The 21,626-nt window shown below is 75.2% G+C and carries 15 protein-coding genes (1 of these 15 only partly in view); 6 read left to right on the top strand and 9 right to left on the bottom strand.

Annotated features, from left to right (window positions below; all coding sequences use genetic code 11):
- Positions 1–19 precede the first annotated feature (19 nt).
- The gene (locus MICAU_RS13255) at positions 20–1,246 is read left to right on the top strand and encodes a PucR family transcriptional regulator (protein WP_013285821.1); all 1,227 of its coding nucleotides are present in this window, start codon (positions 20–22) and stop codon (positions 1,244–1,246) included.
- 42 nt (positions 1,247–1,288) lie between these two features.
- Here MICAU_RS13255 and MICAU_RS13250 read toward each other — a convergent pair whose 3' ends face one another.
- Positions 1,289–1,519: a cation:proton antiporter regulatory subunit gene (locus MICAU_RS13250; RefSeq protein WP_013285820.1), complete on the bottom strand. Its 231-nt coding sequence runs from the start codon at positions 1,517–1,519 to the stop codon at positions 1,289–1,291.
- Between the two features lie 159 nt (positions 1,520–1,678).
- Between MICAU_RS13250 and MICAU_RS13245 the strand changes: the two genes are divergently transcribed.
- The 4 genes from MICAU_RS13245 to MICAU_RS13230 all read left to right on the top strand — a co-directional run bounded on the left by MICAU_RS13245 (position 1,679) and on the right by MICAU_RS13230 (position 5,195).
- Positions 1,679–2,650, top strand: coding sequence for an IS481 family transposase (locus MICAU_RS13245; RefSeq protein WP_013285819.1), 972 nt, complete (start codon positions 1,679–1,681; stop codon positions 2,648–2,650).
- A gap of 395 nt (positions 2,651–3,045) precedes the next feature.
- Positions 3,046–3,885 (top strand): rod shape-determining protein, encoded by an 840-nt coding sequence (locus MICAU_RS13240; RefSeq protein ID WP_013285818.1) that lies wholly within the window; start codon positions 3,046–3,048, stop codon positions 3,883–3,885.
- Between the two features lie 2 nt (positions 3,886–3,887).
- Positions 3,888–4,199, top strand: coding sequence for a TraR/DksA family transcriptional regulator (locus MICAU_RS13235; RefSeq protein ID WP_013285817.1), 312 nt, complete (start codon positions 3,888–3,890; stop codon positions 4,197–4,199).
- A gap of 48 nt (positions 4,200–4,247) precedes the next feature.
- Positions 4,248–5,195, top strand: a complete 948-nt coding sequence (locus tag MICAU_RS13230) for an acyltransferase domain-containing protein (protein ID WP_013285816.1) — start codon at positions 4,248–4,250, stop codon at positions 5,193–5,195.
- On the opposite strand, the gene MICAU_RS13225 is transcribed toward MICAU_RS13230, so the two are convergent.
- The 6 genes from MICAU_RS13225 to MICAU_RS13200 form a co-directional block, all read right to left on the bottom strand.
- Positions 5,196–5,771: a P-loop NTPase family protein gene (locus tag MICAU_RS13225; protein ID WP_013285815.1), complete on the bottom strand. Its 576-nt coding sequence runs from the start codon at positions 5,769–5,771 to the stop codon at positions 5,196–5,198.
- A 49-nt stretch (positions 5,772–5,820) separates the two neighbouring features.
- Positions 5,821–7,044 carry a multidrug effflux MFS transporter gene (locus MICAU_RS13220; RefSeq protein WP_013285814.1) on the bottom strand — a complete coding sequence of 408 codons (1,224 nt, stop codon included), beginning with the start codon at positions 7,042–7,044 and terminating at the stop codon, positions 5,821–5,823.
- 176 nt (positions 7,045–7,220) lie between these two features.
- On the bottom strand, positions 7,221–9,257 hold the full coding sequence (locus tag MICAU_RS13215; RefSeq protein ID WP_013285813.1) for a 2-oxo acid dehydrogenase subunit E2: 2,037 nt from the start codon (positions 9,255–9,257) through the stop codon (positions 7,221–7,223).
- Positions 9,254–10,156 carry a thiamine pyrophosphate-dependent dehydrogenase E1 component subunit alpha gene (locus MICAU_RS13210; RefSeq protein ID WP_013285812.1) on the bottom strand — a complete coding sequence of 301 codons (903 nt, stop codon included), beginning with the start codon at positions 10,154–10,156 and terminating at the stop codon, positions 9,254–9,256. Before MICAU_RS13210 ends, MICAU_RS13215 begins: the two co-directional genes overlap by 4 nt.
- Positions 10,153–10,392, bottom strand: a complete 240-nt coding sequence (locus MICAU_RS13205; RefSeq protein WP_225319539.1) for an acyl carrier protein — start codon at positions 10,390–10,392, stop codon at positions 10,153–10,155. Before MICAU_RS13205 ends, MICAU_RS13210 begins: the two co-directional genes overlap by 4 nt.
- Positions 10,389–11,399: a 3-oxoacyl-[acyl-carrier-protein] synthase III C-terminal domain-containing protein gene (locus tag MICAU_RS13200; RefSeq protein WP_013285810.1), complete on the bottom strand. Its 1,011-nt coding sequence runs from the start codon at positions 11,397–11,399 to the stop codon at positions 10,389–10,391. Before MICAU_RS13200 ends, MICAU_RS13205 begins: the two co-directional genes overlap by 4 nt.
- Positions 11,400–11,537: 138 nt before the next feature.
- Between MICAU_RS13200 and MICAU_RS13195 the strand changes: the two genes are divergently transcribed.
- Entirely contained in the window at positions 11,538–13,760 is a 2,223-nt protein-coding gene (locus MICAU_RS13195) for a lantibiotic dehydratase (RefSeq protein ID WP_244879759.1), read from the top strand.
- Here MICAU_RS13195 and MICAU_RS13190 read toward each other — a convergent pair.
- Positions 13,728–19,028: a non-ribosomal peptide synthetase/MFS transporter gene (locus tag MICAU_RS13190; protein ID WP_013285808.1), complete on the bottom strand. Its 5,301-nt coding sequence runs from the start codon at positions 19,026–19,028 to the stop codon at positions 13,728–13,730. The two genes, MICAU_RS13195 and MICAU_RS13190, sit on opposite strands and share 33 nt — an antisense overlap.
- Positions 19,025–21,626 carry the 3' portion of a type I polyketide synthase gene (locus MICAU_RS13185; protein WP_013285807.1) on the bottom strand. It continues 1,736 nt past the right edge of the window, so 2,602 of the gene's 4,338 nt are visible here — the last part of the coding sequence; its start codon lies off the right edge, out of view; the stop codon is at positions 19,025–19,027. The genes MICAU_RS13190 and MICAU_RS13185 overlap by 4 nt, the downstream gene beginning before the upstream one ends.

Genomic DNA, 21,626 nt, shown 5'->3' with positions numbered 1-21,626 from the left:
CCCGTCCGGGGAGACCGCGATGACCGACAACGTCCGCCGGCCGGCACCGGTGGCGGGCGGCGAGGACGAGCAGTGGCTGGCCGAGGTGGCCCGCGAGGCGGGTGCCGACGCGGGCGGCGTGCCGGTGGAGCTGCTCGGCGACTACCTGCGGCTGCTGACCGACGCGGCGGTGACCGGCCGCCGTCCCCGCCGAGCCGAACTCGACGCGGTCGGCGCGCTGGGCCGGCGCGCGGCCGAGCAGGGGATCTCCGCCGGCCGCGCGGTACGCCTCTACCTGTCCGCGGCGCGGCGTGTCTGGCGGCAGCTTCCCCACCTGGACCGGTCCGACGACAGCGAGGCGGTCCGCGCCGCCGCCGACGCCGTCCTGCACGTGGTCGACACCGCCGTGGCCACGCTCGCCGAGGGGTACGCGGTGGCCCGCCGGGAACTCGTCCGGCGCGAGGAGTCGCTGCGAAGGGAACTCGTCGACGACCTGCTGCGCGGCGACTCCGACCTGGGCGGGCTGGTGGAACGGGCCGAGCCGTTCGGCCTGGACCTGGCCCGGGTGCACCAGGTCGCTCTCGCCGCGCCCGGCCGGCGGCTGCCGGACACGGAGGCGGCGATCAGCGCGCTGGAGCGGGTCATCTTCGACCGGCTCGGTGACCGGGACGTGCTGGTGGCCACGAAGGAAGGGCTGCTCGTGGTGGTCGCCCCGGCGGACCCGGTCACCGCCGACCGGGGCCGCGGCGCCGGAGCGACCGGCAACCTGGGCACGCTGATGCACGGCGAGCTGGACCGGCTGGTGCGGGGCCGGCCGTGGCAGGTGGCGGTGGGCCGCCCGCACCCGGGCGTCTACGGCATCGCCCGCTCGTACGAGGAGGCCCGGGAGGCGCTCACCACGGCGCGGCGCCTGCACAGCGAGGCATCCGTGATCGATGCGCACGACCTGCTGATCTACCGGGTGCTGCTGCGCGACCAGCCCGCCATGGTCGACCTGGTACGGGCGGTGCTGACGCCGCTGGCCCAGGCGCGCGGCGGCGCCGAGCCGCTGCTGGACACACTGAACGAGTACTTCGCCTGCGGCGAGGTGTCGACCGAGGCCGCCCGCCGGCTGCACGTGTCGGTGCGCACGGTCACCTACCGGCTGGCCCGGATCCGGGCGTTGAGCGGCTACGACCCCGCCGACGCGCGGGACCGGTTCACGCTGCACGCCGCCGTGCTCGGCGCGCGGGCGCTGGACTGGCCGCGCCGGCCGCTGCCGGCATAGCGCCGCCGCCGGTCCGGGTCCGCCGCCGGTGTGACAGGCGGCTCAGGCCGGTACGGCGACCAGCTCCGGGAAGCCGAGCAGGTTGGCCAGGGCCGACGCCTCGTCGCGGGTGAGGGTGAGCGTGACCATGCGGTCCGGGTCGTCCGGGTCGTCGTGGACGACGTCGCGCCGGCCGCCGACCTGGTAGTCGATCACGCCGATGCGGCGGCCCTCCTCCGTGGTCAGCGTGTGCCGGACCCCGATGCCGGGGAGGGTCGTACGTTCGATGATCACGGGGACCTCCTTCGGACGCGGCCGCCGTGGGGCCCGCCGGAGCCGGCCGGCGCTAGGTGTAATGCCCATGAGGGTTGTTGACGGCGTGGCGGCTTGAGACGAGGCGAGACCTCCGGCGAGGTGTGAGGTGCTGACGCCCACACGGAACCGGAGGTCTCCATGGCCCACCGTAATGCCCGGCTGACCATCCACGGCCGGCGGCTGCTCATCACGCGTGTCGTTGACCAGGGTCGGCCGGTGGCCCACGTCGTGAAGGAACTGGGCTGTTCTCGGGCCACCGGCTACAAGTGGCTACAGCGGTGGCGGGCCGAGGGCGACGCTGGTCTGCGGGATCGATCCAGCCGGGCTCACCACCAGCCGCACAAGACGCCCGCCCAGTTGGAGGCGCGGGTCTGCCAACTGCGCCAGGAACGCAAACTCGGGGCTCGCCGGCTCGGACCGTTGCTCGGGATGCCGGCCTCGACGGTGCACGCCGTTCTGACGCGGCACGGTCTACACCGCCTGGCCTGGCTCGACCGGCCCACCGGTCAGCTCATCCGCCGCTACGAGCGCGACCGGCCCGGCGAGCTGATCCACGTCGACGTCAAGAAACTCGGCCGGGTTCGCGACGGCGGCGGCTGGCGCATCTTGGGCCGCGACAGCCTGGAACACCGCCGTGCCCGCACCGCCGGCCGTGTCGGCTTCGACTACGTGCACTGCGCCATCGACGACCACACCCGTCTCGCCTACGCCGAGATCCACCCCGACGAGAAGACCGACACCTGTGCCGGCTTCCTCCGCCGCGCCGCCGAGCACTTCGCCACCCACGGAATCACCCGCGTCGAACGCGTCACGACCGACAACGCATTGACCTACCGCCGCGGCCGAGCCTGGCACCAGGCCCTGACCGACCTCGGTGCCACCGCCCGCTTCACCCGCCGCTACCGACCACAGACCAACGGCAAAGCCGAACGCTTCAACCGCACCCTGTGCGACGAATGGGCCTACGCCCAACCCTTCACCAACAACCAGCAACGCGCTGACGCTCTACCCGCCTGGCTGCACACCTACAACCACCACCGCAACCACACCTCGCTCGGCGGCAAACCACCCATCAGCCGCGTCAACAACGCTGCTGGGCATTACAGCTAGGGCGACGCGGTGGACGTTCGAGCTGAGCTCGCGTTCTCCATGTGTCAACCATAGCCACGGGGGACGGGCGGATCCGGGTTCCGGCCACCGGCAATCATTGCGCCCTTTGTTGGCCGGTGGCGTGCACTGCCGCGCGTGGTGTTCCAGGCGACGCTGGAGGTCCGAGGCGGTACCCGAGCAGCGAGGAGGTGGTGAGCATGACCCGCACGTCGATGGCTCCGCCACCGGTGTCCGCCGGACTCCTCGCGTCCCGATCTGCGAGCGGCGACCAGAAGCGCGTCTGAGCCCCCGGCCGCCGGCGTCGTCGAGTGAATCCGACGCCCGCGGCCCCGGCCACGCCCCTTCCCCGCACCGTCCACCGCCCGGTTGGGCACCCTGATCCGAGAGAGGTCGGTATGCCGCACCTTGTCACAGCCATTCGCCCTCCGGCCCGTACCGGCATGCTGATCGGCCGCTCCCACGGCAGCCGCCCGCCGGTCACAGTCGACGCGGCGCCGATCGCCGTGGACCTCGGCAGCAGCCTGCTGCGGATCTGGCTGGGACCGGGCCGGACGCTGAGCGTCCCGCTCGGTCACGGCCTGCGCAGCCCGGTCGTCCGGCGCGGCCGGATCGTCGACGGTCCGGCCTGCGTCTCCGAGCTGCGCCGGATCCTGCGCGACCACCGCACCCCGGTCCCGGTCGGGGCGCTCGTCGTGGCCTGCCGTCCGGTGCTCGCCGCGCCGGCCGAGCAGGAGGCGACGCGCCGCGTGCTCACCGCCGTGCTCGCGCCGTCCCGGCTGCTGTTCCTCGACAGCGTCCGGGCGGGCGCCATCGGCGCCGGCGCCGCCGCCGGCACCCTGCTGGTCGCCGACATCGGCGCCCAGCTCACCGAGGTGGCGCTGCTGGAGGACGGCCGGGTGGTCGCCGCCCGCCGGGCCGAGGTCGGCACCCGGGACCTCAACCACGCGACGACCGCCGCCATGCTCGCCGACACCACCTCCCGGCTGGTACGCGAGCTGCGTCAGGACGCGACACTGCGGCCTCTGGTCCGCGACGCGCTGGCCCGTGGCCCGATCGTCATCGGTGACGGCGCCACCCGGCCCGACGTGACCGCCCGCCTGGTCGCCACGCTCGGCGCGACGGTGCACCGCGCCGCGTCACCCCGTACCGCCGCGCTGACCGGCGCCGGCATGGCCGCCATCTCGGCCCTGCGACACCCGCACGACACCCAGCGCCGCCCGGAAAGGAGCGCCTGATCATGACGCACGCCCTCGACCGCACCGACACGTTGCGCGAACTGCTGGACCGGCAGTTCGGCGAGTACACCGACCAGCTCACCGAGCTGACGCTGCACACGCGGCAGCCCGACTACGGCGGCCACGACCCGGACACGCTGCGCCGGCTGATCGAGACCGCCCGGCAGGGCGTCGCGGACACCGCCCAGGCGCTGAAGCGGATGTCCGAGGGCACGTACGGCGTCTGCGAGCGGTGCGGGCAGGACATCCCGACCGCCCGCCTGGAGATCCTGCCCTCGGCCCGCTTCTGCGTGCCGTGCCAGCAACGCCGCTGAGCACGCACGGGGCTGTCGGGGCAGGCGCCGGCCGGTAGCGTCACCGCCATGGATGCCGATGACGTCGCCGGCCGGCTCGGCGTGCCCGCCGAGGAGGTCGACCGGGTTCACCGGCTCGCCGGTGACCGGCCCTCCGCGCCGCTGCCCGACCGGGCGGACGCGCCCGCCCTGCTGGCCCGGCTCGCGGTCCGCCCCGACGACGCCGCCGAGATCCTGGCGGGCTGGCCGGAGCCCGGCTCGCCACTGTGGACCCCGGAGCTGCGCTGGCTGCTCGACCGCTCGATCGCCCTGGTTTGCGCCGACCTCGGCGGCCACGCCTGGCTACCGCCCGGCCCGGCGCTGCCCCGCGAACGGGGCCCGGCCTGGCGGCACCTCTACACGTACGCGTACCTCGCACTGGTCGACGTGGTCCGGGCCTACCACAGCGACCACGGCGTCCCCGACGACGTGTCCTGGGCGACGCTCGCCGACCTGGGCAACAACCTCGCCGTCGACAGGCGGATGAACGGCGAGGGCTGGCCGGTCATGCAGTGCTGGCTGACGCTGCACGCGCGCGGCGGCCTCTACGAGCTGGGCCGGCTCCAGCACCAGCGCGGCGACGCCGAGGCGATCGACCTGCACATCCCGGACGCCGGACCGCTGACCCCGGAGGCGGTCGACGCGTCGCTGGACCGGGCCCGCGCGTTCTTCCCGCGCCACTTCCCCGGCGAGCGCTACACCGCGTTCTCCTGCGGCTCCTGGCTGCTCGACCCGCAGTTGCGCGAGTACCTGCCGGAGGACTCCAACATCGTCCGGTTCCAGCGGCGGTTCACGCTGGAGCCCTACCAGGAGCAGCCCGGGCTGGACGGCGACGTCGAGGTGCTGCGGTTCGTGTTCCGCACCCTGGACACGCCGCTGGACCGGCTGCCGCGCCGTACCGTGCTCCAGCGCGCGGTCATCGACCACCTCCGGGCCGGTCGGCACTGGCAGTGGCGCCGGGGCCGCTTCCCCATGTAGTCACGTCAGCGGCCGCAGGCCGCCCCGGTCCGGACCGGGATGCGGCGGCAGCGGCGCTCCGCGGGCCAGCCAGGCGTCGAGCGCGGCCTGGTCGCCGAACAGCAGCACCGGCGGTCCGGCCGGGTCGGCCGCCCAGGCCCGCAGGCGTCGGCGTGCCCGGCCGAAACCGGTCAGGTGCCACACCAGGATCGAGTCCCGGGACAGCACGCTGCGCAGTGTCTCCCGGTTGCCGTTGCAGATCAGCTCCCCGCCGGCCAGCCGCCGCAGCGTGCGCCGCAGCAGCCGCCGGAACGAGACCCCGCGCGGAAGGTCCAGGCCGATCACCAGGTCGGCGCGGCCGAGGACCACGTCCCGCCAGCCGTGGTACGCGCCGTCGAGGATCCAGCTGTCGCGCCGACAGATCGCCTCGATCCGGCGACGCTGCTCCGCCACCGGCACCTCGACCCAGCCGGGCTCCCACAGCAGGTCGTCGACCGGATGCCAGGGCAGGCCGAACCGCTGCGCCAGATGCGCGGCGAGCGTCGACTTGCCGGAGCCGTGGATCCCCTCGACCAGGATGCGGGCCGGGGCGGTCATGGCAGCAGCGTAGGCACCGCGCGCACCCGGTGCGATCCGGGCGGCCCGGTCAGTGCGCGACGGCGACCGCCGGCGCCGCCTCCAGTCCGGCGAGCTGGGACGGCCGCACGACCGCCAGCAGCACCACCAGCGCCACCACCATGCCGCCGGCCACCACCAGCGCCATCGCCACCGCGCCGGTGCCGAGTACGCCCACCAGCGGCGCGGCCACCGCGCCCACGCCGAACTGCACCGCGCCGAGCAGCGCGGACGCGGTGCCGGCCGCCTCGCCGTGACGGGACAGCGCCAGCGCCGGGGCGTTCGGCATGGCCAGGCCCGCCGCCGCCAGCACCAGCCACAGCGACACCAGCAGGGCGGGCAGCCCACCGAAGCCGGTCGCGGCGAACACCACCAGGGCCAGCCCGGCCACCGTGCCCGCCACCAGCGAGGTCACCAGGATCCACTGCGACGGGTAGCGCCGCAGCAGCCGCACGTTGTACTGGGTGGCGCCGATCAGGCCGATCGCGCCCGCGCCGAACGCCAGGCCGAACTCCTGCTCGTCGAGCCCGTACCCGTCCTGCAGCACGAACGACGAGCCCGCGACGTACGCGAACAGCGCGGCCATGGCCAGCCCGGCGACCAGGACGAGGCCGACGAAGACCCGGTCCCGCAGCAGCCCGCCGTACGTCATCACGGTCGCGACGATCCCGCCGCGCCGGCGGCGCGCGGGCGGCAGCGTCTCCGGCAGCGCGAGCGTGGCCAGCGCGACGAGCAGCACCCCGAAGACGGCCAGGACCACGAAGACGCCGCGCCAGTCGGTCCACCGCAGCACGCCGCCGCCCAGCGTCGGGGCGAGGACCGGTGCCGCGCCCATCACCAGCAGCAGCCGGGACAGCATCGTGGCGAACGCCGACCCGGTGAACAGGTCACGCACCACAGCCATCGCCACCACAGCGGTCGCGGCGACACCGAGGCCCTGCACGACGCGCAGGACGCCCAGGACGGCGATGTTCGGGGCGACCACGCACAGCGCCGACGCCACGATGTGCAGCAGGAGACCGGCGATCAGCGGGCGGCGCCGCCCGACCGCGTCCGACAACGGCCCGATCAGCAACTGCCCGACGGCGAGCCCGGCGAGCGTGCCGGTGAGCGTCAACTGGACCGCCGCCGACGTGGTCGCGAAGTCGGTGACGATCGCGGGCAGCGCGGGCAGGTACATGTCGATCGTCAGCGGCCCCACGGCGATCAGCGAGCCGAGGACCAGCACGAGCTTGAGCCGCCGGCTCCGGCTCATCAGGTCGCCCGGGGTGGGCGTCGGGGCGGCATCGGTCGTCTGGGGCGTCCCGGCCCGGTCGTGCGACCGGGCGCGGGAGGGTGCGGCACTCACACAGTGAGTCAAATGCGCCCCCGGTGATCACATTCCCGTCCCGGCGAGAGGTAACGCAGGTCACGCGCCCCGGGCGGGCCTCCTCACCGTTGCAGCGCGTCGCCGAGCGCGGCCAGGTACGCCCCGGCCTGCGCCCCGTTGACCAGCCGGTGATCGTAGGCCAGGCCCAGGTCCGCCACCGTGCGCTCGCGTACCCCGCCGTCGCCGTCGAGCACGACCTCGCGGTGCACGTCCGGCACCGACAGGGCGCAGGTGACGCCGGGCGGGATGATCGGCCGGGCCACCGTGACGCCGGGTGTGTCGTTGAGCGCGACCAGGAGGTTCATGCCGGCCATGTCCTCCTCGCGGAGCCGGCCGCGCAGCGCCTTCATCCGCAGCGCGACCACGGCGTCGGCGAGGTCGCCGAGGTCCAGCGCGGCCGCGTCCCGGATCACCGGCAGGAACAGTCCGGTGCCGACGTCGACGGTGAGCCCGATCGACGGCGCTTCCGCGTCGAGGATCAGGCCGTCGTCGGTGAGCCGGGCGTAGAGAGCGGGGAACCGCTCGTGCAGCGCGGCCACGGCGGCGATGACGACCTCGGTCAGGCCGACCGCGGCGCCGGTCTCGTCGGCGGCGCGGCGGGCGTACGCGAGCGCGGCCGTCACGTCGACGCGCACGGCGGTGAAGGCCACCGGGATCTCCCGGTGCGAGGTGGCCACCACGTCGGCGATGCGGCGCTGTGCGGGTGGCAGCGGCCGTCCCGGCGGCACCGGGGCGGGCACAGCCGGCAGCGGCACCGGGGCGGGCACGGCCGGCAGCGGCACCGGGGCGGGCAGGATCCGGCCGATGGGTGCGCCCGGCGCACAGTCGGCGCCGACGGCCACGTCCTGGCGCAGCACTCCGGCCTGCGTCGCGGCCAGCTCCTCGATCGCCTTGGACGTCTCGACCGCCGCGACCGGCTCACCGGCCTCGACCGTGGCGCCGTCCGCGACCAGCCATTCCAGCAGCACGTAGCTGTCGTCGTTGGGGTTGAGCCGGGGTACGTCCACCGGGACGCCCGACGGCGCCGCCGAGGTCGGATCCGGCGGCGGCGGACCGGCAGGCGAGGAATCGGTGCGCGGCACCGGAACCGCGGCGGGCAGGCGCATGATCCGGTCCAGGATCGCCTCCGTGCCGAGCAGCACCGTCCGTTCCAGGTGCGGCGCGGACGGGATGACCCGGTCGGCGGAGCTGACCAGCTCTACCGGGCCGCGCAGCAGCGGCCAGGCCTCGGCGTGCAGGCGGGCGGCGACCTCGCTCCCCCACGTACCGCCCGCGGTGCTCTCCTCGGCGACGATCACGCCGTGCGCGCCGTCGAGCAGGTCGCGCAGGCCGTCCACGTCCACCGGGTAGAGCCGCGCCGGGACCAGCACCTCGACCGTACGTCCCCGCTCGGCGGCCCGGGTGGCGGCGGCTATCGCCCGGTCGGCGACCCCGCCCGGCGCGATGACGAGCGTGGGCGCGCCGGTGGCGTCCGGGTCGTGGACGCGGGCCCAGTTGCCGTCCGCGCCGCGCAGTTCGAAGGCGAGGCGGTCGTCGACGCGGCCGTCCACGTACCGCCGCCGGGTGTAGAGGACCTTGTCCTCGAACAGCATCGCCGGTTCGTCCCGGCGCAGCGCGGCGGCCAGCACGTCGGCCGCGTCGTGCAGCGGGGACAGCTCGTACAGCGCGAGGTGCGGGATGCCGATGAAGTGCTTCTGGGGGCTCTGGCTGTGCGTCGCGCCGTAGCCCCGCCCGCCGCCGACCGGGCAGCGGATCACCACCCGCATCGGGGTGCGCTCGCCGTACATGGCGACGGACTTGGTGATCAGGTTGAGGATCGGGTCGAAGGCGAGACCGGCGAAGTCCCCGAACATGATCTCGACGATCACTGTGTCGCCGCACAACGCCAGGCCGCCCGCGACGCCGGTGATGCCGTTCTCGCTCAGCGGCGTCGACAGCACCCGGTCCGGGTAGGCGGTGGAGAGCCCCTGGGTCACCTTGAACGCCCCGCCGTACGGGTCGGCGACGTCCTCCCCCAGCAGCCAGGCCCGCTCGTCGGCGGCGAACAGCGCGTGCAGGGCCCGGTTGAGGTTGCGGCTGACCCGTTCGGCGCGCGTCACGCCGCCGCTCCGCGCGCGAGCGGCCGGGCCAGCACCTCGGCCGAGACCTCCGCGACCCGCTGCCGGGCCCGCGCGTCGGCGGCCGCGAACCGCTCCGGGTACGCCTCGGCGTACCGCTGGAGCCAGTCGAGGCGGCGCAGCCGGTCGAGTTCGCCGGCGGGCCGGGTGTCGTCGCCCTTGCTGTGCGGGCCGAGCCGGACCGTGTGCTGCACGAGCACGTGCGGCGTCCGGGTGGCGCGGACCCGCTCGACGTGCGGCGCGGCGGCGGCGCGTACCTCGGTGAGGTCGAGCGATTCGGACTCGCTGACGGTGATGCCGAACCCGGCGACCCGGCCGGCGATGGTGCCGGCGAGCTGCGCGGTGGTCGGGGTGGACTGGGCGATCCGGTTGTGCTCGACCACCACGAGCAGCGGCACCCGCCACAGCGCGGCCATGTTCAGTGCCTCGTAGACAGCGCCCTCGCCCCAGGTCCCGTCGCCGATGTACGCCACCACCATCGCGTCCTGCCCGGTGCGGTTGAGGTGCAGCCCCACGCCGACAGCGGCAGGCAGGCTCTCCCCCTGCACGCCGGTGGACAGGAACCGGTCCCGGCGCAGGTGCTGGCTGCCGCCGTACCCGTGGCACACCCCGCCCTCGCGGCCGAGCAGTTCCGCCAGCAGGCCCTCCGGGTCGCCGCAGTGCGCCAGGTAGTGCCCGTGGCCGCGGTGGTTGCTGAACACGAAGTCGCCGGTCAGCAGCGGGGCCAGCGCGACCGGGACGTACTCCTGGCCGAGGCAGGTGTGCGTGGTGCCGGCGAGGTGACCGTCGGCGTACAGGCGCAGCAGGTGCTCCTCGAAGCGGCGGATGAGCAGCCCCGCGTCGAGGTCGGCGTCGTCGAGCGGGGCCGGGGCGGTTGTCACTCCGGCACACCCCGCTGGGCGAGCAGCGCGCGCAGGTCGGCCACCGACCGCACGGTCCGGATCTCCCGGGGCGTCAGCGAGATCCGGTACGCGTCCTCGACGGCCGCGACGATCTGGAGGTGACGCAGGCTCACCCACGCGGCGCTGGTCGCGGGGCCGGTCTGCGCGTCGACCTGGTCGACGGGCAGTTCCAGCACGTCGGCGACGAGCCGCACCAGCCGGCTGGACATGCTCATACCTCGATGATCGTACAGGCCCAGTGGGTGCCCCGGCCCAACGAGATCAACGCGACCCGGTCGCCGTCGTGCAGCTCACCGGCGTCGAACAGGCGGCTCAGTCCGAACAGCTGGTCCGCCGCGCCGAGATGCCCGTACTCGGCCGCCAGCTCCCGGTTGGTCCGCTCCGGCGGCACCTTGTGGGCCTCGGCGAGCGACGTCATGGCGCGTTCGTTGTCGGCGACCAGGATCAGCCGCGCCAGGTCGGCGACTGTGACGCCGGCCCGCTCGCAGGCGCGTTCGGTGACCCGCACCATCCGCTCGTCGAGGTGGCGGGCGTACTGCGCGAACTGCTCGGGGTCGTAGTCGAAGAACTCCATCACGTGCCACACGTCGCGGGCGGCGGGCGGCTCGGCACCGGGTGCGAACGGCGCCGCCGCGCCACCGCCGTCGAGCCGGTAGAACCCGGCGTAGCGGCCGTCGGTGGCCGCCTCGGTGACCTGCCAGCGCAGCCGGGGGTGCCCGCGCCGGGCCACTGTGGCCACCGCGCCGTCGGAGAACACCATCGGCTGGGTGTCCATCCGGTTCCAGTACGCCTCGCAGGTCCGGTTCGCGGCCACCACGAGCGCGGTGGCGTACTCCGGGTGGGTGGCGAACTTGCCGGCGACGGTGTCGAGGCTGAGCACGCCGGTGGTGCACGCCTGGGTGAGCAGCACCGCTTCGGCGCCGGCCGCGCCGAGCCGGTACGCCAGGTCGGCGGCGGCGTCCCAGTAGAGGTGTTCGGTGAGGTCGGTGACGGCGAGCACCAGCAGGTCCACCTGCGCGGCGGGCAGCGTGGCGGCGTCCAGGGCGCGGCGGGCGGCCCGCTCGGCGAGGTCGGTCAGGCCGACGTCCGGCGCGGCGCGGTGCACCCGCCGGTAGCCGTACCCGAGGACGCGGTTGACGTCGTCGGTGTACTGCGCCACCACGTCGGCGACGGGCGCCGGGTCGCCGAGCGCCTCACCGAAGGACACCAGCCCGAAGCTCATGCTCGACCGTCCCGCCGCAGATCCGCCGCTGCTTACCATTCCCCCATGCCCCGAGAGCATCTCACGTCCCTGCCCGGAACCCGTTGGCACGTATGGCGTTCCGCGTTGCTCCGGTCGGCCGGTTTTCCGGCTGACGGGATGAGCCGGTTCGCCGCTCCGGCGCTCGCGGAGGCGGCCGACCGGCACCTGCGCGGGGACGGCGACGCCGCGGAGTTCGCTGCGGCGTTCGACGCCGCCGCGGCCGACCTCGGGCAGGCGGTCTACGACATCGCCTGCGACGACGCCTTCCGTACGGCGCTGACCTGGCAGAACCCTGCGGTCCTGCTCGCCGTCGACGCGATCCGGCGCGACGGCCCGCACGCCCCGCGCAATCTGCGCCGGCGGCACCGGGAGGAGGTCGTCGCGAAGTACTGGCAGCGGTACTGCCTGAAGAACGACACGGTGGGCTTCTTCGGCCCGATCTGCTGGACCGAGCTGGGCGGCAGCGGTCCGGTCGCGACGGTGCGTCCCGGCGCGGCGCTGACGCGTAACCGGAAGGTGTTCCTGGAGCGGTGGGGCCTGGACGCGCTCGCGGAGGCCTTCGCCCGGGTGCCCGGCGTGCGGGACTGGCTGCCGGTGCGGCTCGCCCCGCGCCTGAGCCTGCGCGACCGCGTGCTGCGGCATCCGCACCATCCACCGCAGACACTTCCGGCGGCGACGGCCGCGCTGCTCACGCTGGCGCGGCGCGGACCGCGCGTGGCCGACCTGGTCGCCGCGCTGCTCGCGGACCCGGCGAGCGGCTTCCGCCGGGCCGCTGACGTGCACGCGCAGCTCGACGACCTGGCCGGGCGCGGCGTGCTGCGGATCGGCTTCGACCTGCCGGTCGACCTCACCGCCGAGGACGCGTTGCGCGAGCAGCTCGCCGCGATCGGCGACGACACGGTCCGCGAGCGGGTGCTCGGCGACCTCGCGACGGTGAGCGACCTGCGCGACGCGGTGGCCGCCGCCGACGGCCCGGACGCGCTGGCCGCGGCGATGTCCGCGTTGGACCGGCGGTTCGTGGAACTGACCGGCCGGGCCGCGCGGCAGCAGCCCGGCGAGGTGTACGCCGGGCGCACGCTGTGCCACCTGGAGACGGTCCGCGACCTGGACGTCCGCTTCGGTGACGCGCTACTGGAACGGCTCGCGCCGCTGGAACCGCTGCTGCTGTCGGCGCGGTGGCTGACCGCGGCGATCGGGCAGGCGTACGCCGACGCGCTGGCCGCCCTGTACCGCGACCTCGCGGCGGAGTCGGCCACCGACGACGTGCCGGTGGCCGACCTGTGGTTCCTGGCGCAGGCGGTGGTGTTCGGGGCGGATCCGCCCGCCGCCGCCGTCACCGCCGGGTTCCTGGACCGGTGGGCGACGGTGCTCGGCCTGGCCGACGCCGACTCCGACGCCCGGGAGCTGCGGTTCGACGCCGCCGCGCTGACCGAGCGGGTCGCCGCCGCGTTCCCCGCCGACGCGCCCGGCTGGGCCGCCGCCCGCATCCACAGCCCGGACGTGCACGTGTGCGCCCCGGACGAGGCGGCGCTGCTGCGCGGGGACTTCACAGTCGTGCTCGGCGAGCTGCACGTGGCCCTGGCCGCGTTCGACACGCACTTCTTCGCGTACGGGCACCCGGACCCGCAGCGGCTGCGCGACGGGATGCGCGCCGACCTGCCCGGCGGCCGGGTCCGGCTGCTGCCGCCGGTGAACTGGCCCCGGCACACCGCCCGGATCGCGGAGTGGCTGCACGGGCCCGCCGACGCCCAGCTCGGGTTCGTCAGCGCTCCCGGCGCCGACCCGGACCGCCTCGTGCCGATCACCGCGCTGACCGTGCGGCCGGACGACGACGGCACCCTTTCCGCGCACGCCGACGACGGGCGGCGGTGGCCGCTGCTGGAGGTGTTCGCGCCGCTGTTCGACTACCAGGTGTTCGACACGTGGAAGCTGGCCGGCAACGCCGGGCGCACGCCGCGCGTCACAGTCGACGACCTGGTGCTGGTCCGCGAGACGTGGCGCACCACTGTGGGCGAGACCGGCCTGCACACGGTCAAGGGCGAGCGGGAACGCTACCTCGCGGTACGGCGCTGGCGGCTCGCGCTCGGCCTGCCCGAGCGGATCTTCGTGCGGGTCGACACCGAACTCAAACCCAGCTACGTGGACCTGACCAGCGGCGTCTACACCCGGCTGCTGTGCACGCTGCTGCGCGGCGCGCACACCAAGGGCGGCGACGGGGTCGGGCTCACCGTCACCGAGCTGCTGCCCGGCCCGGACGACGCCTGGCTGACCGACGGGGCCGGCCGGGCCTACGCCTCGGAACTGCGGCTACAGATCGTCGACCCGGCGCAGGTGCGGTAGCCACTCGGTGGCGTCCGCCGGCGCGTCGGGGGTCTCGGTGTCGAACAGGCGCAGCCGGCGTATGCCGTAGGCGCCGAGCGCCACCACGGCCAGGGCCAGCCCGGACACCACGAACGCGAACCCGAGTCCACGGCCGGGGCCGGTTCCGATCAGCGCGCCGACGCTGCCGGCCAGCGCGCCGCCGGGGGCGAACATCGGTTCCAGCAGCGACCCGCTCAGCGGCACCAGCACGGCGAAGCCCAGCGGCAGCGTCGCCCAGGTCAGCGTCTGGATGATCGCCAGCACCCGGCTGTGGAACCGCTGCGGCACCTTCACCTGGATGATCGACAGGTAGATGCCGTTGTGCAGGCCCAGGCCCAGCCCCACGCCGAAGCTGCCGAGCGCCACCAGCAGCAGGCTCGGGCGGACGCCGCTGAGCACCAGGCTGACCGCCACGCCGAACGCGATGGCGATCAGCGCGGGCATCCGGCGCCGGGTCGGGCCGCCCCACACCGCGATGGCGAGTCCACCGAGGACGGCGCCGAGCGCCTCGGCGAACGCCACGGTGCCGACCTGGCCCATCGTGCCGAACGCGAGCACCATCGGCGGTACCAGCAGCAGGCTCGCCAGGCACAGGTTGTAGAGCGAGAAGAAGCCCAGCATGGCCCGGAAGCCCGGCTCGGCCCACGTCATCCGCGCCCCGCCGATCAGCTCGGCCAGGAACGGCTCCTTGCGGCGCCGGCCGAGCAGGTCGGGGAACCGCACCGCGGCCAGCACACCGATCGCCACCACGTAGCTGACGATGTCGATGACCAGGACGCCGGCCAGGCCGATCGCGGCGAGCAGGCCCGCCGCCAGCAGCGGCACCGCGAGCGAGCTGAGCCCGACCGCGAGCTGCGCGATGCCGTTGGCGTGCCCCAGGTAGCGCTTCGGCACCACCTGCGGGATCGCGGCCAGGTAGGTGATGCGTTGGAACACCGACGCCGCGCCGAGCACGCACACGAGCGTGTAGACGGCCGCCAGTCCCAGCCGGTCGGTCCAGAGCAGCAGCGCCAGCAGCGCCTCCGCTGTCACCGCCGTCGCGCACGCGGCCAGCAGCACGCGGCGCCTGTCGAACCGGTCCGCGACCGCGCCGGCGACCGGCAGCGCCAGCAGCGCCGGCAGGTAGGCGATCACCCCGGACAGGCCGAACCACAGCATCGACCCGGTCTCCAGGTAGACCCAGACCGGCACCGCCCACTGGGTCAGCGCCGAGCCGGTCGACGAGATGAGCTGGCTGGCGGTGATCGCCAGGAACCGGCGTACGCCCGGTTGCACGCCGGTCTCGGCGGTGACCGGATCGGTGCTGGTGGCCGCCAGTGCCCAGCCGTCACCCTGTCGCGGCGCGGCGGACGGCTCGGCGAGCCGGGGATGGGTACGGGTGAGCACCTCGGCGAGCGCCTCGGCCCGCTGCTTGACGAAGTAGTGCCCGGCCTCGTCCAGCACCACGAGCGCTGTGGACTCGCCGAGGAAGCTCCACTCGCGGTACCGCTCCTCGTAGTACTCGGTGAGCACGTCGTGGGTGCCGACGACGGAGATCACCGGTGCGGGCACCCGGACCGGCTCGCCGTCCAGCCACTCGGTGAACCGCTCCTGCGCCTCGGCGGCCTCCCGGCGTACGTGGTGGACGAACCGGTCGACCTGCGCCTGGTCCAGGTCGGCCAGTTCCGCGCCGATCGAGCGCAGGAACGTCTCGTACCGCCGGTCCGCGCCCCGGGAGTCGGCCCAGTCGACGAGCCGGCCGAGCATGTTGTCCGGCCGGGCGGTCGGGAACACGCCACCGGCGTAGATCGCCTCGATCGGGCGTCCCCGCTCGTGCAGCCGCCGGGCGATGCCGGTCAGCAGCGCGCCGCCGACGCAGTGGCCGTACAGGACCAGCGGGCCGTCCACCCGCTCCTGGATCTCGGTCACGCACCGCTCGACCAGCTCGTCGAAGGGCAGCTCGGTGTCGCGGACGCCGACGTCGTGGCCGGGGATCGCCACGGAGAACAACGTGTGCCCGGCCGGCAGCGCGTCCGCGAGCGGCTGGTAGATGCTGGCGAGCCCGCCGCCGTACGGCACGCACACGTACGAGCGCACACGCTGGTCCGCCGGGACCGGCCGGGTCAGCTCGTACAGCAGCGGACGCTGCCGCTCCTGGTCCGTCGGGGCGTCGATCAGCGCGGCCAGCCCCTGCACCGTCGGGTGCGCGAACACGTCCATCACGCCGACGTCGACCTGCCCGTACGCCTCGCGCAGCAGCGCCAGCATCCGGATCGCCAGCAGCGAGTGACCGCCCAGCTCGAAGAAGTCGTCGTCCAGGCCGACCTCGGGCACGCCGAGGACGTCGCGCCAGGTGGCGGCGACGGTCTGCTCGACCGGGGTCACCGGGGGACGGCGCTGCGCGGGGGCGACGCCGGACGAGGGTGCGGGCAGCGCGGCGGTGTCGAGTTTGCCGTTCGCGGACAGCGGCAGCGCGTCGAGCGTGACGAACGCCGACGGCACCATGTACTCGGGCAGCCGCCGCTTCAGCGCCGCCCGCAGCTCCGCCGGGTCCGGGGCCTCGCCCGTCAGGTACGCCACGAGACGCTGCTCGGCGGGCGTGGCGCCGCGCACGACGACGGCCGCGGAGCCGACGCCCGGCTGTTCGCGCAGCACCGCGGCGATCTCCCCCAGCTCGATCCGCAGGCCCCGCAGTTTCACCTGGTCGTCGATGCGGCCGAGGAACTCCAGCGTCCCGTCGGTACGCCAGCGGGCCAGGTCGCCGGTGGCGTACAGCCGGCCGCCGGGCTCGCCGAACGGGTCGGGGACGAACGAGGCGGCGGTGAGTCCGGGGCGGTTCAGGTAGCCGCGGGCCACCTGCACGCCGCCGAGGTGCAGCTGCCCGGCCACGCCGGCCGGGACCGGGCGCATCGCCTCGTCGAGCACGTAGGTGCGGACGTTGCGGATCGGCCCGCCGATCGGCACCCGGGTCACGCCGGTCAGCGCGTCGGGCGTGGCCGCCCAGGCGGTGACGTCGATCGCCGCCTCGGTGGGTCCGTACAGGTTGTGCAGCGCCGCGGACGGGATCGCGGTCACGGCGCGGCGGGCCAGGTCGGCGGGCAGTTCCTCGCCGCTGCACACGATCCGCCGCAGCGACCCGCAGCGGGCCGGGTCGGCCGGGCCGGCGGCGGACAGGAACGCGTCGAGCATCGACGGCACGAAGTGGACCGTGGTGATCCGCTCCCGTTCGATCAGCTCCCGCAGGTACGCCGGGTCGCGGTGCCCGCCCGGCGCGGCCAGCACCAGCCGCGCGCCCACGAGCAGCGGCCAGAACACCTCCCACACCGACACGTCGAACCCGATCGGCGTCTTGTGCAGTACCGCGTCGTCCGGTCCGAGCCCGAAGGCGTCCTGCATCCAGTCGAGCCGGTTGACGATCGCGGCGTGCTCGTTGACCACGCCCTTCGGCCGCCCGGCGGAGCCCGACGTGTAGATCACGTACGCCGCGTTCCCCGGTCCGGCGGCAGTGCCCCCGGCGGTGCGCGGCCGGTCCGGCGCGGTCAGCGGCAGCACTGTGCCCGGGACGGTCAGCCCGTCGGGCAGCTCGTCGGCCAGCAGCACCCCGGCGCCGGCGTCGGCGAGCATGAAGGCCAGCCGCTGCGGCGGGTGGTCCGGGTCCAGCGGCAGGTACGCCGCACCGGCCCGGTGGATGCCGAGCAGCCCGGCGATCAGGCGGCGGGAGCGGGGCTCGTGGATCGCGACCACCGACTCCGGTCCCACGCCGTGCGCGACCAGCCGCGACGCCACCTGCTCGGCGGCGTCGGACAGTTGCGCGTACGTCATCCGGTTGTCGCCGTCGACCAGCGCGACCGCGTCCGGCGTGCGGCGGGCCTGGGCGTCGAACAGCTCCGCCAGCGTGGTCCGGCGCACCGGGGCGGCGGTGGCGTTCCAGCCGGTCACGACCGCGGCGTGCTCGGCGTCCGGCATGACCGGCAGCGCGCTGACCCGGGTCCGGGGCGCGGCCACGGCCGCGGCGAACAGCAGCAGGTAGCGGTCCGCGAACGCCTCCATCGCGGCGCGCTCGAACAGCGCGGTGCGGTACTCCAGCCGCAGCTCGTCCCCGGCGATCTCCAGCGACAGGTCGTCCATGGCGCCGCCGAACGCCTCACCCCGGCCGGTAGGCAGGTGGTGGAACGTGAGCTGGTAGAGCGGCGGTACGCCCGGGTCGCGTCGTACCGCCAGCTCCTCGACGAGCTTCTGGAACGGCATGTCCTGGTGGTCCCAGGCGTCGAGCACGACCCGGCGGACCCGGCGCACGAGCGTCAGGAACGGTGGATCGCCCGACACGTCGACGCGCAGCACCAGCATGTTCATGAACATGCCGAGCAGCGGTTCCAGCTCGGCCCGGTCCCGGCCGGCCACCGGCATGCCGACCACCACGTCGTCGCTTCCGGACAGCCGGTGCAGCAGCGCCACGTAGGCGGCCAGCTGCACCATGAACGGGGTCGCGGCGGCCTGCTGGGACAGCTCCGGCAGCGCCGCCGTCACGGGCCCGGGCAGCGTCCGGCGGACGTCGGCGCCGTCGAACGTGAGCGTCGCCGGGCGCGGCCGGTCGGTGGTCAGCGCGTGCACGGCGGGCAGGCCGGTCAGCGCCTCCCGCCAGTGGTCGCGCAGCTCGTCCCACCGGGGCCCGTCGAGGCGGTCGCGTTCCCAGGCCGCGTAGTCGGCGTACTGGATCGGCAGTTCGGGCAGGTCCGGCGCGCGGCCCGCGACGGCGGCGGCGCACAGCTCGGTCAGCTCGGCGCGCAGGTGCAGCAGGGACGTGCCGTCGAGGATGACGTGGTGCCCGGCGAACAGCAGCCACCAGGTGTCCGGGTCGAGCCGCAGCAGCCGGGCCCGCCACAGCGGGGCCGCGTCCATCGGCAGGTCGAGGCGGGCGTACTCGGCGACGATCCGGGCGCGGGCGGCGTCCCGCTCCGGCCCGGGCAGCGCGGACAGGTCGGTGACCGGCAACTCCACCGGGACCGTGGGGTGGATGTCCTGGTAGAGCCGTCCGTCGTGCAGGCGCAGCGTGGTGCGCATGGCCTCGTGCCGGTCGGTGACCGTCCGCAGCGCCGCGAGCGCCTGCTCCGGCCCGGCACCCGCCGGCAGGGTGACCGCGTCGGTCATCGTGAACAGCGGTTGCCCGGGGCTGAGCTGGGCGGTGAACCAGACCCGCTCCTGGGCGTACGAGGCGGGAACGGTGTAGACGTCGTCCACAGGCGTGACGTCGTGGCGTGACTCGGTCATCCCGGCCGTCCCGGCCGGCGCAGGCGCGGGATGGGCGCCTCGGCCGGTGGGGCGGCGCGCAGCGACTCGATCCGGGCGGCCATCGCCGCGACGGTGGGCGCGTCGAACAGCACCCGCATGGACAGCCGGGCACCCACCGCCTGCCGGATGCGCAGCACCAGCTGGGCGGCCACGAGCGAGGTGCCGCCGAGCCGGAAGAAGTCGTCGTGCGGGCCGACCTCGGTCACGCCCAGCACGTCACGCCAGATCCGGGCGACGGTGTCCTGCAGGTCGCCGTCGGCGGCGGTCACCGTCGAGGCGGTGGCCGCCGTGGTCGCGGCGAGCCGCCGCTCGTGCCCGGCGACCGCCTCCACCGTGTAGGCGCCGATCGCCACCGAGCCGGTCCGTCCCTCGGCGAGGACCCGGCACGCCGCGCGCACCGCCGCGTCCGGGGCCAGCCCGTCGTGGTCGGGTACGCCCTCCTCCCGCCACGCGCCCCAGGCCACCGACAGCACCGGCGACCGCCAGCCGTGCGGGCTGCGCGCGTACGCGTCGAGGAACGCGTTGGCGGCCGTGTCGTCGGCGCGGCCCAGGCCACCGGCAAGCGCGGTCACCGAGGAGCTGAGCAGCACGAAGTCGAGCGGCATATCGCCGAAGACCGCGCGCAGCGCCAGCGCGCCGGTGACCTTCGGCAGCAGTTCGGCTGTCGCCTCGGCCGGCCGCGACCCGGTGGACAGCCCGGTGTCGGGCAGCCGCGCGGCGTGCACGATGCCGTCGAGTCCGCCGAGGTCGTCCTCGATGTCGGCGCGTACCGCCCGCAGCGCGTCCACGTCTGTCACGTCGGCGCGCACGTGGCGGACCTGCGCCCCGGCCCGTTCCAGCGCCTCGACCAGGTCCGGCCGGGCGGTCCGGCCGACCAGCACCAGCCGCGCGCCCCGGCGGGCCAGTTCGGCGGCGAACGCCCCGCCAATCCGGCCCAGTCCACCGGTGATCAGGTAGCGCCCGCCGTCGCGCACTGCCGGCCCGGTACGGCGGCGCGCCGGTGCCGCCGCGAACCCGCGCGTCCAGCGGCGCCCGCCCAGCCGCAGCGCGACCGCCTCGGCCCGCTCGGCGCCGAGCAGCTCGTCCGCCAGCGCGTCCGCGCCCGGCTCGGCCGGGTCGGCGTCCACCCAGTGGCAGCGCAGTCCCTGACGTTCCAGCGGCACCGAGCGCACCACCCCGGCGACTGTGGCGTGTTCCGGGCGCAGCAGGTCGGAGCCGGTCACGTCGGCCGTCCCGGCGGTCACCACGTCCAGCGTCACGTCAACGGCCGGCAGCGCCTCCAGCAGGGTCAGCAGCGCGAGGTACCCGTGTTCCTGGGCCGCCGCCACGGCGTCGGCGTCCGGGCCGGCCGGGTCGCCGTCGAGCGCCCACGCGTGCACGATCCGGGCGGCCCGGCCGTCGTCGGCGCACTCGTCGAGCAGGCGCTGGTGGTCGGCGACGCTGGCCGGGCGCAGCCGGTAGCCGTCCGGGCGGACCGCGAAGGCCGGTCCGGGACGTACCACTGTGACGTCCACGCCGCGCTCGCGCAGCCGGTCCGCGAGCGCCGTGCCGCGCTCCCCGGCGGCGAACAGCAGCAGCGGGCCGGGCGCCTCGACGGGCGCGAGGTCGGGCAGTTGGCGCCAGACCGGCACCTCGGCCACGCCGTCGTCGTACCGCTCGTCGATGGCCGGTGCGGCGGGCGCGGCCACCGGTTCCGGGTCGATCCAGTACCGGGCGCGCTCGTACGGGTAGCCGGGCAGCGGCACCCGGCGCGGCGTGCCGGAGGCGGGCAGCCGCACCGGCACCCCGGCCGACCACAGGCGACCGGCAGCCTCGTACGCGGTCTGCCTGTCGGTCAGCCGCTCCCCCGGCGCGGGCAGCGTGCGCAGCGGCGCCCGGGCCCCCGCCGGCAGGCTGAGCCGGGCCAGACCGGCGAGCTGCCGGCCGGGACCGCACTCCAGCAGCAGCCAGTCGTCGGCGGCGCCGGTCGCGGCGAGCGCGGCCACTGTGGCGCCGAACCGCACCGGCCGGCAGAGCTGGTCGGCCCAGTACGCCGGGTCGGTGATCTGCTCGTCGGTGAACGGCGCGGCGGTCGCGGCCGAGAACACCGGCAGGTCCGGCGCCCGGCGCGGCACCGCCGCCACGAGCGCCGCGAACTCGTCGCGCACCGCCGCCAGCAGCGGCACGTGCATCGCGTACGGCGACCGCAGCGGCGTGCAGCCGATGCCGCGTTCGCGCAGGAGGACCTCGGCGGCGGCGACCGGTTCCGGCGTGCCGCCCACCACGCAGGTGTGCGGGCCGTTGCTGATCGCCACCGCGACACCGTCGGGCAGCAGCGCCGCGATCTCGTCGGCGCCGCGCTGCACGGCGAGCATCCGGCCCTCCGGCGCGGCCTGCACGAGGCGGCCCCGGGCGGCGGCGAGCCGCAGCGCGTCCGGCAGGTCGAACACCCCGGCGACGGTCGCGGCGACCAGTTCGCCGACGGAGTGGCCGATCATCGCGGTGGGCGTGACGCCCCAGTGCCGCCACAACGTCGCCAGCGCGTACTCGACGGCGAACAGCGCGGGCTGCGCCACCGCCGGTCCGGCCAGCCGTTCG

Source organism: Micromonospora aurantiaca ATCC 27029, from assembly GCF_000145235.1.
Classification (GTDB): Bacteria; Actinomycetota; Actinomycetes; order Mycobacteriales; family Micromonosporaceae; genus Micromonospora; species Micromonospora aurantiaca.
This window is presented reverse-complemented; position numbering and strand designations above follow the sequence as displayed.

What these genes read in the sequence shown, in the direction of transcription:
- MICAU_RS13230 (WP_013285816.1), top strand. Translation starts at nt 4,248, where the DNA reads ATGGATGCCGATGACGTCGCCGGCCGGCTCGGCGTGCCCGCCGAGGAG.
- MICAU_RS13235 (WP_013285817.1), top strand. Translation starts at nt 3,888, where the DNA reads ATGACGCACGCCCTCGACCGCACCGACACGTTGCGCGAACTGCTGGAC.
- MICAU_RS13205 (WP_225319539.1), bottom strand. Translation starts at nt 10,392, where the DNA reads ATGAGCATGTCCAGCCGGCTGGTGCGGCTCGTCGCCGACGTGCTGGAA.
- MICAU_RS13220 (WP_013285814.1), bottom strand. Translation starts at nt 7,044, where the DNA reads ATGAGCCGGAGCCGGCGGCTCAAGCTCGTGCTGGTCCTCGGCTCGCTG.
- MICAU_RS13240 (WP_013285818.1), top strand. Translation starts at nt 3,046, where the DNA reads ATGCCGCACCTTGTCACAGCCATTCGCCCTCCGGCCCGTACCGGCATG.
- MICAU_RS13255 (WP_013285821.1), top strand. Translation starts at nt 20, where the DNA reads ATGACCGACAACGTCCGCCGGCCGGCACCGGTGGCGGGCGGCGAGGAC.
- MICAU_RS13190 (WP_013285808.1), bottom strand. Translation starts at nt 19,028, where the DNA reads ATGACCGAGTCACGCCACGACGTCACGCCTGTGGACGACGTCTACACC.
- MICAU_RS13200 (WP_013285810.1), bottom strand. Translation starts at nt 11,399, where the DNA reads ATGAGCTTCGGGCTGGTGTCCTTCGGTGAGGCGCTCGGCGACCCGGCG.
- MICAU_RS13195 (WP_244879759.1), top strand. Translation starts at nt 11,538, where the DNA reads ATGAGCCGGTTCGCCGCTCCGGCGCTCGCGGAGGCGGCCGACCGGCAC.
- MICAU_RS13225 (WP_013285815.1), bottom strand. Translation starts at nt 5,771, where the DNA reads ATGACCGCCCCGGCCCGCATCCTGGTCGAGGGGATCCACGGCTCCGGC.
- MICAU_RS13245 (WP_013285819.1), top strand. Translation starts at nt 1,679, where the DNA reads ATGGCCCACCGTAATGCCCGGCTGACCATCCACGGCCGGCGGCTGCTC.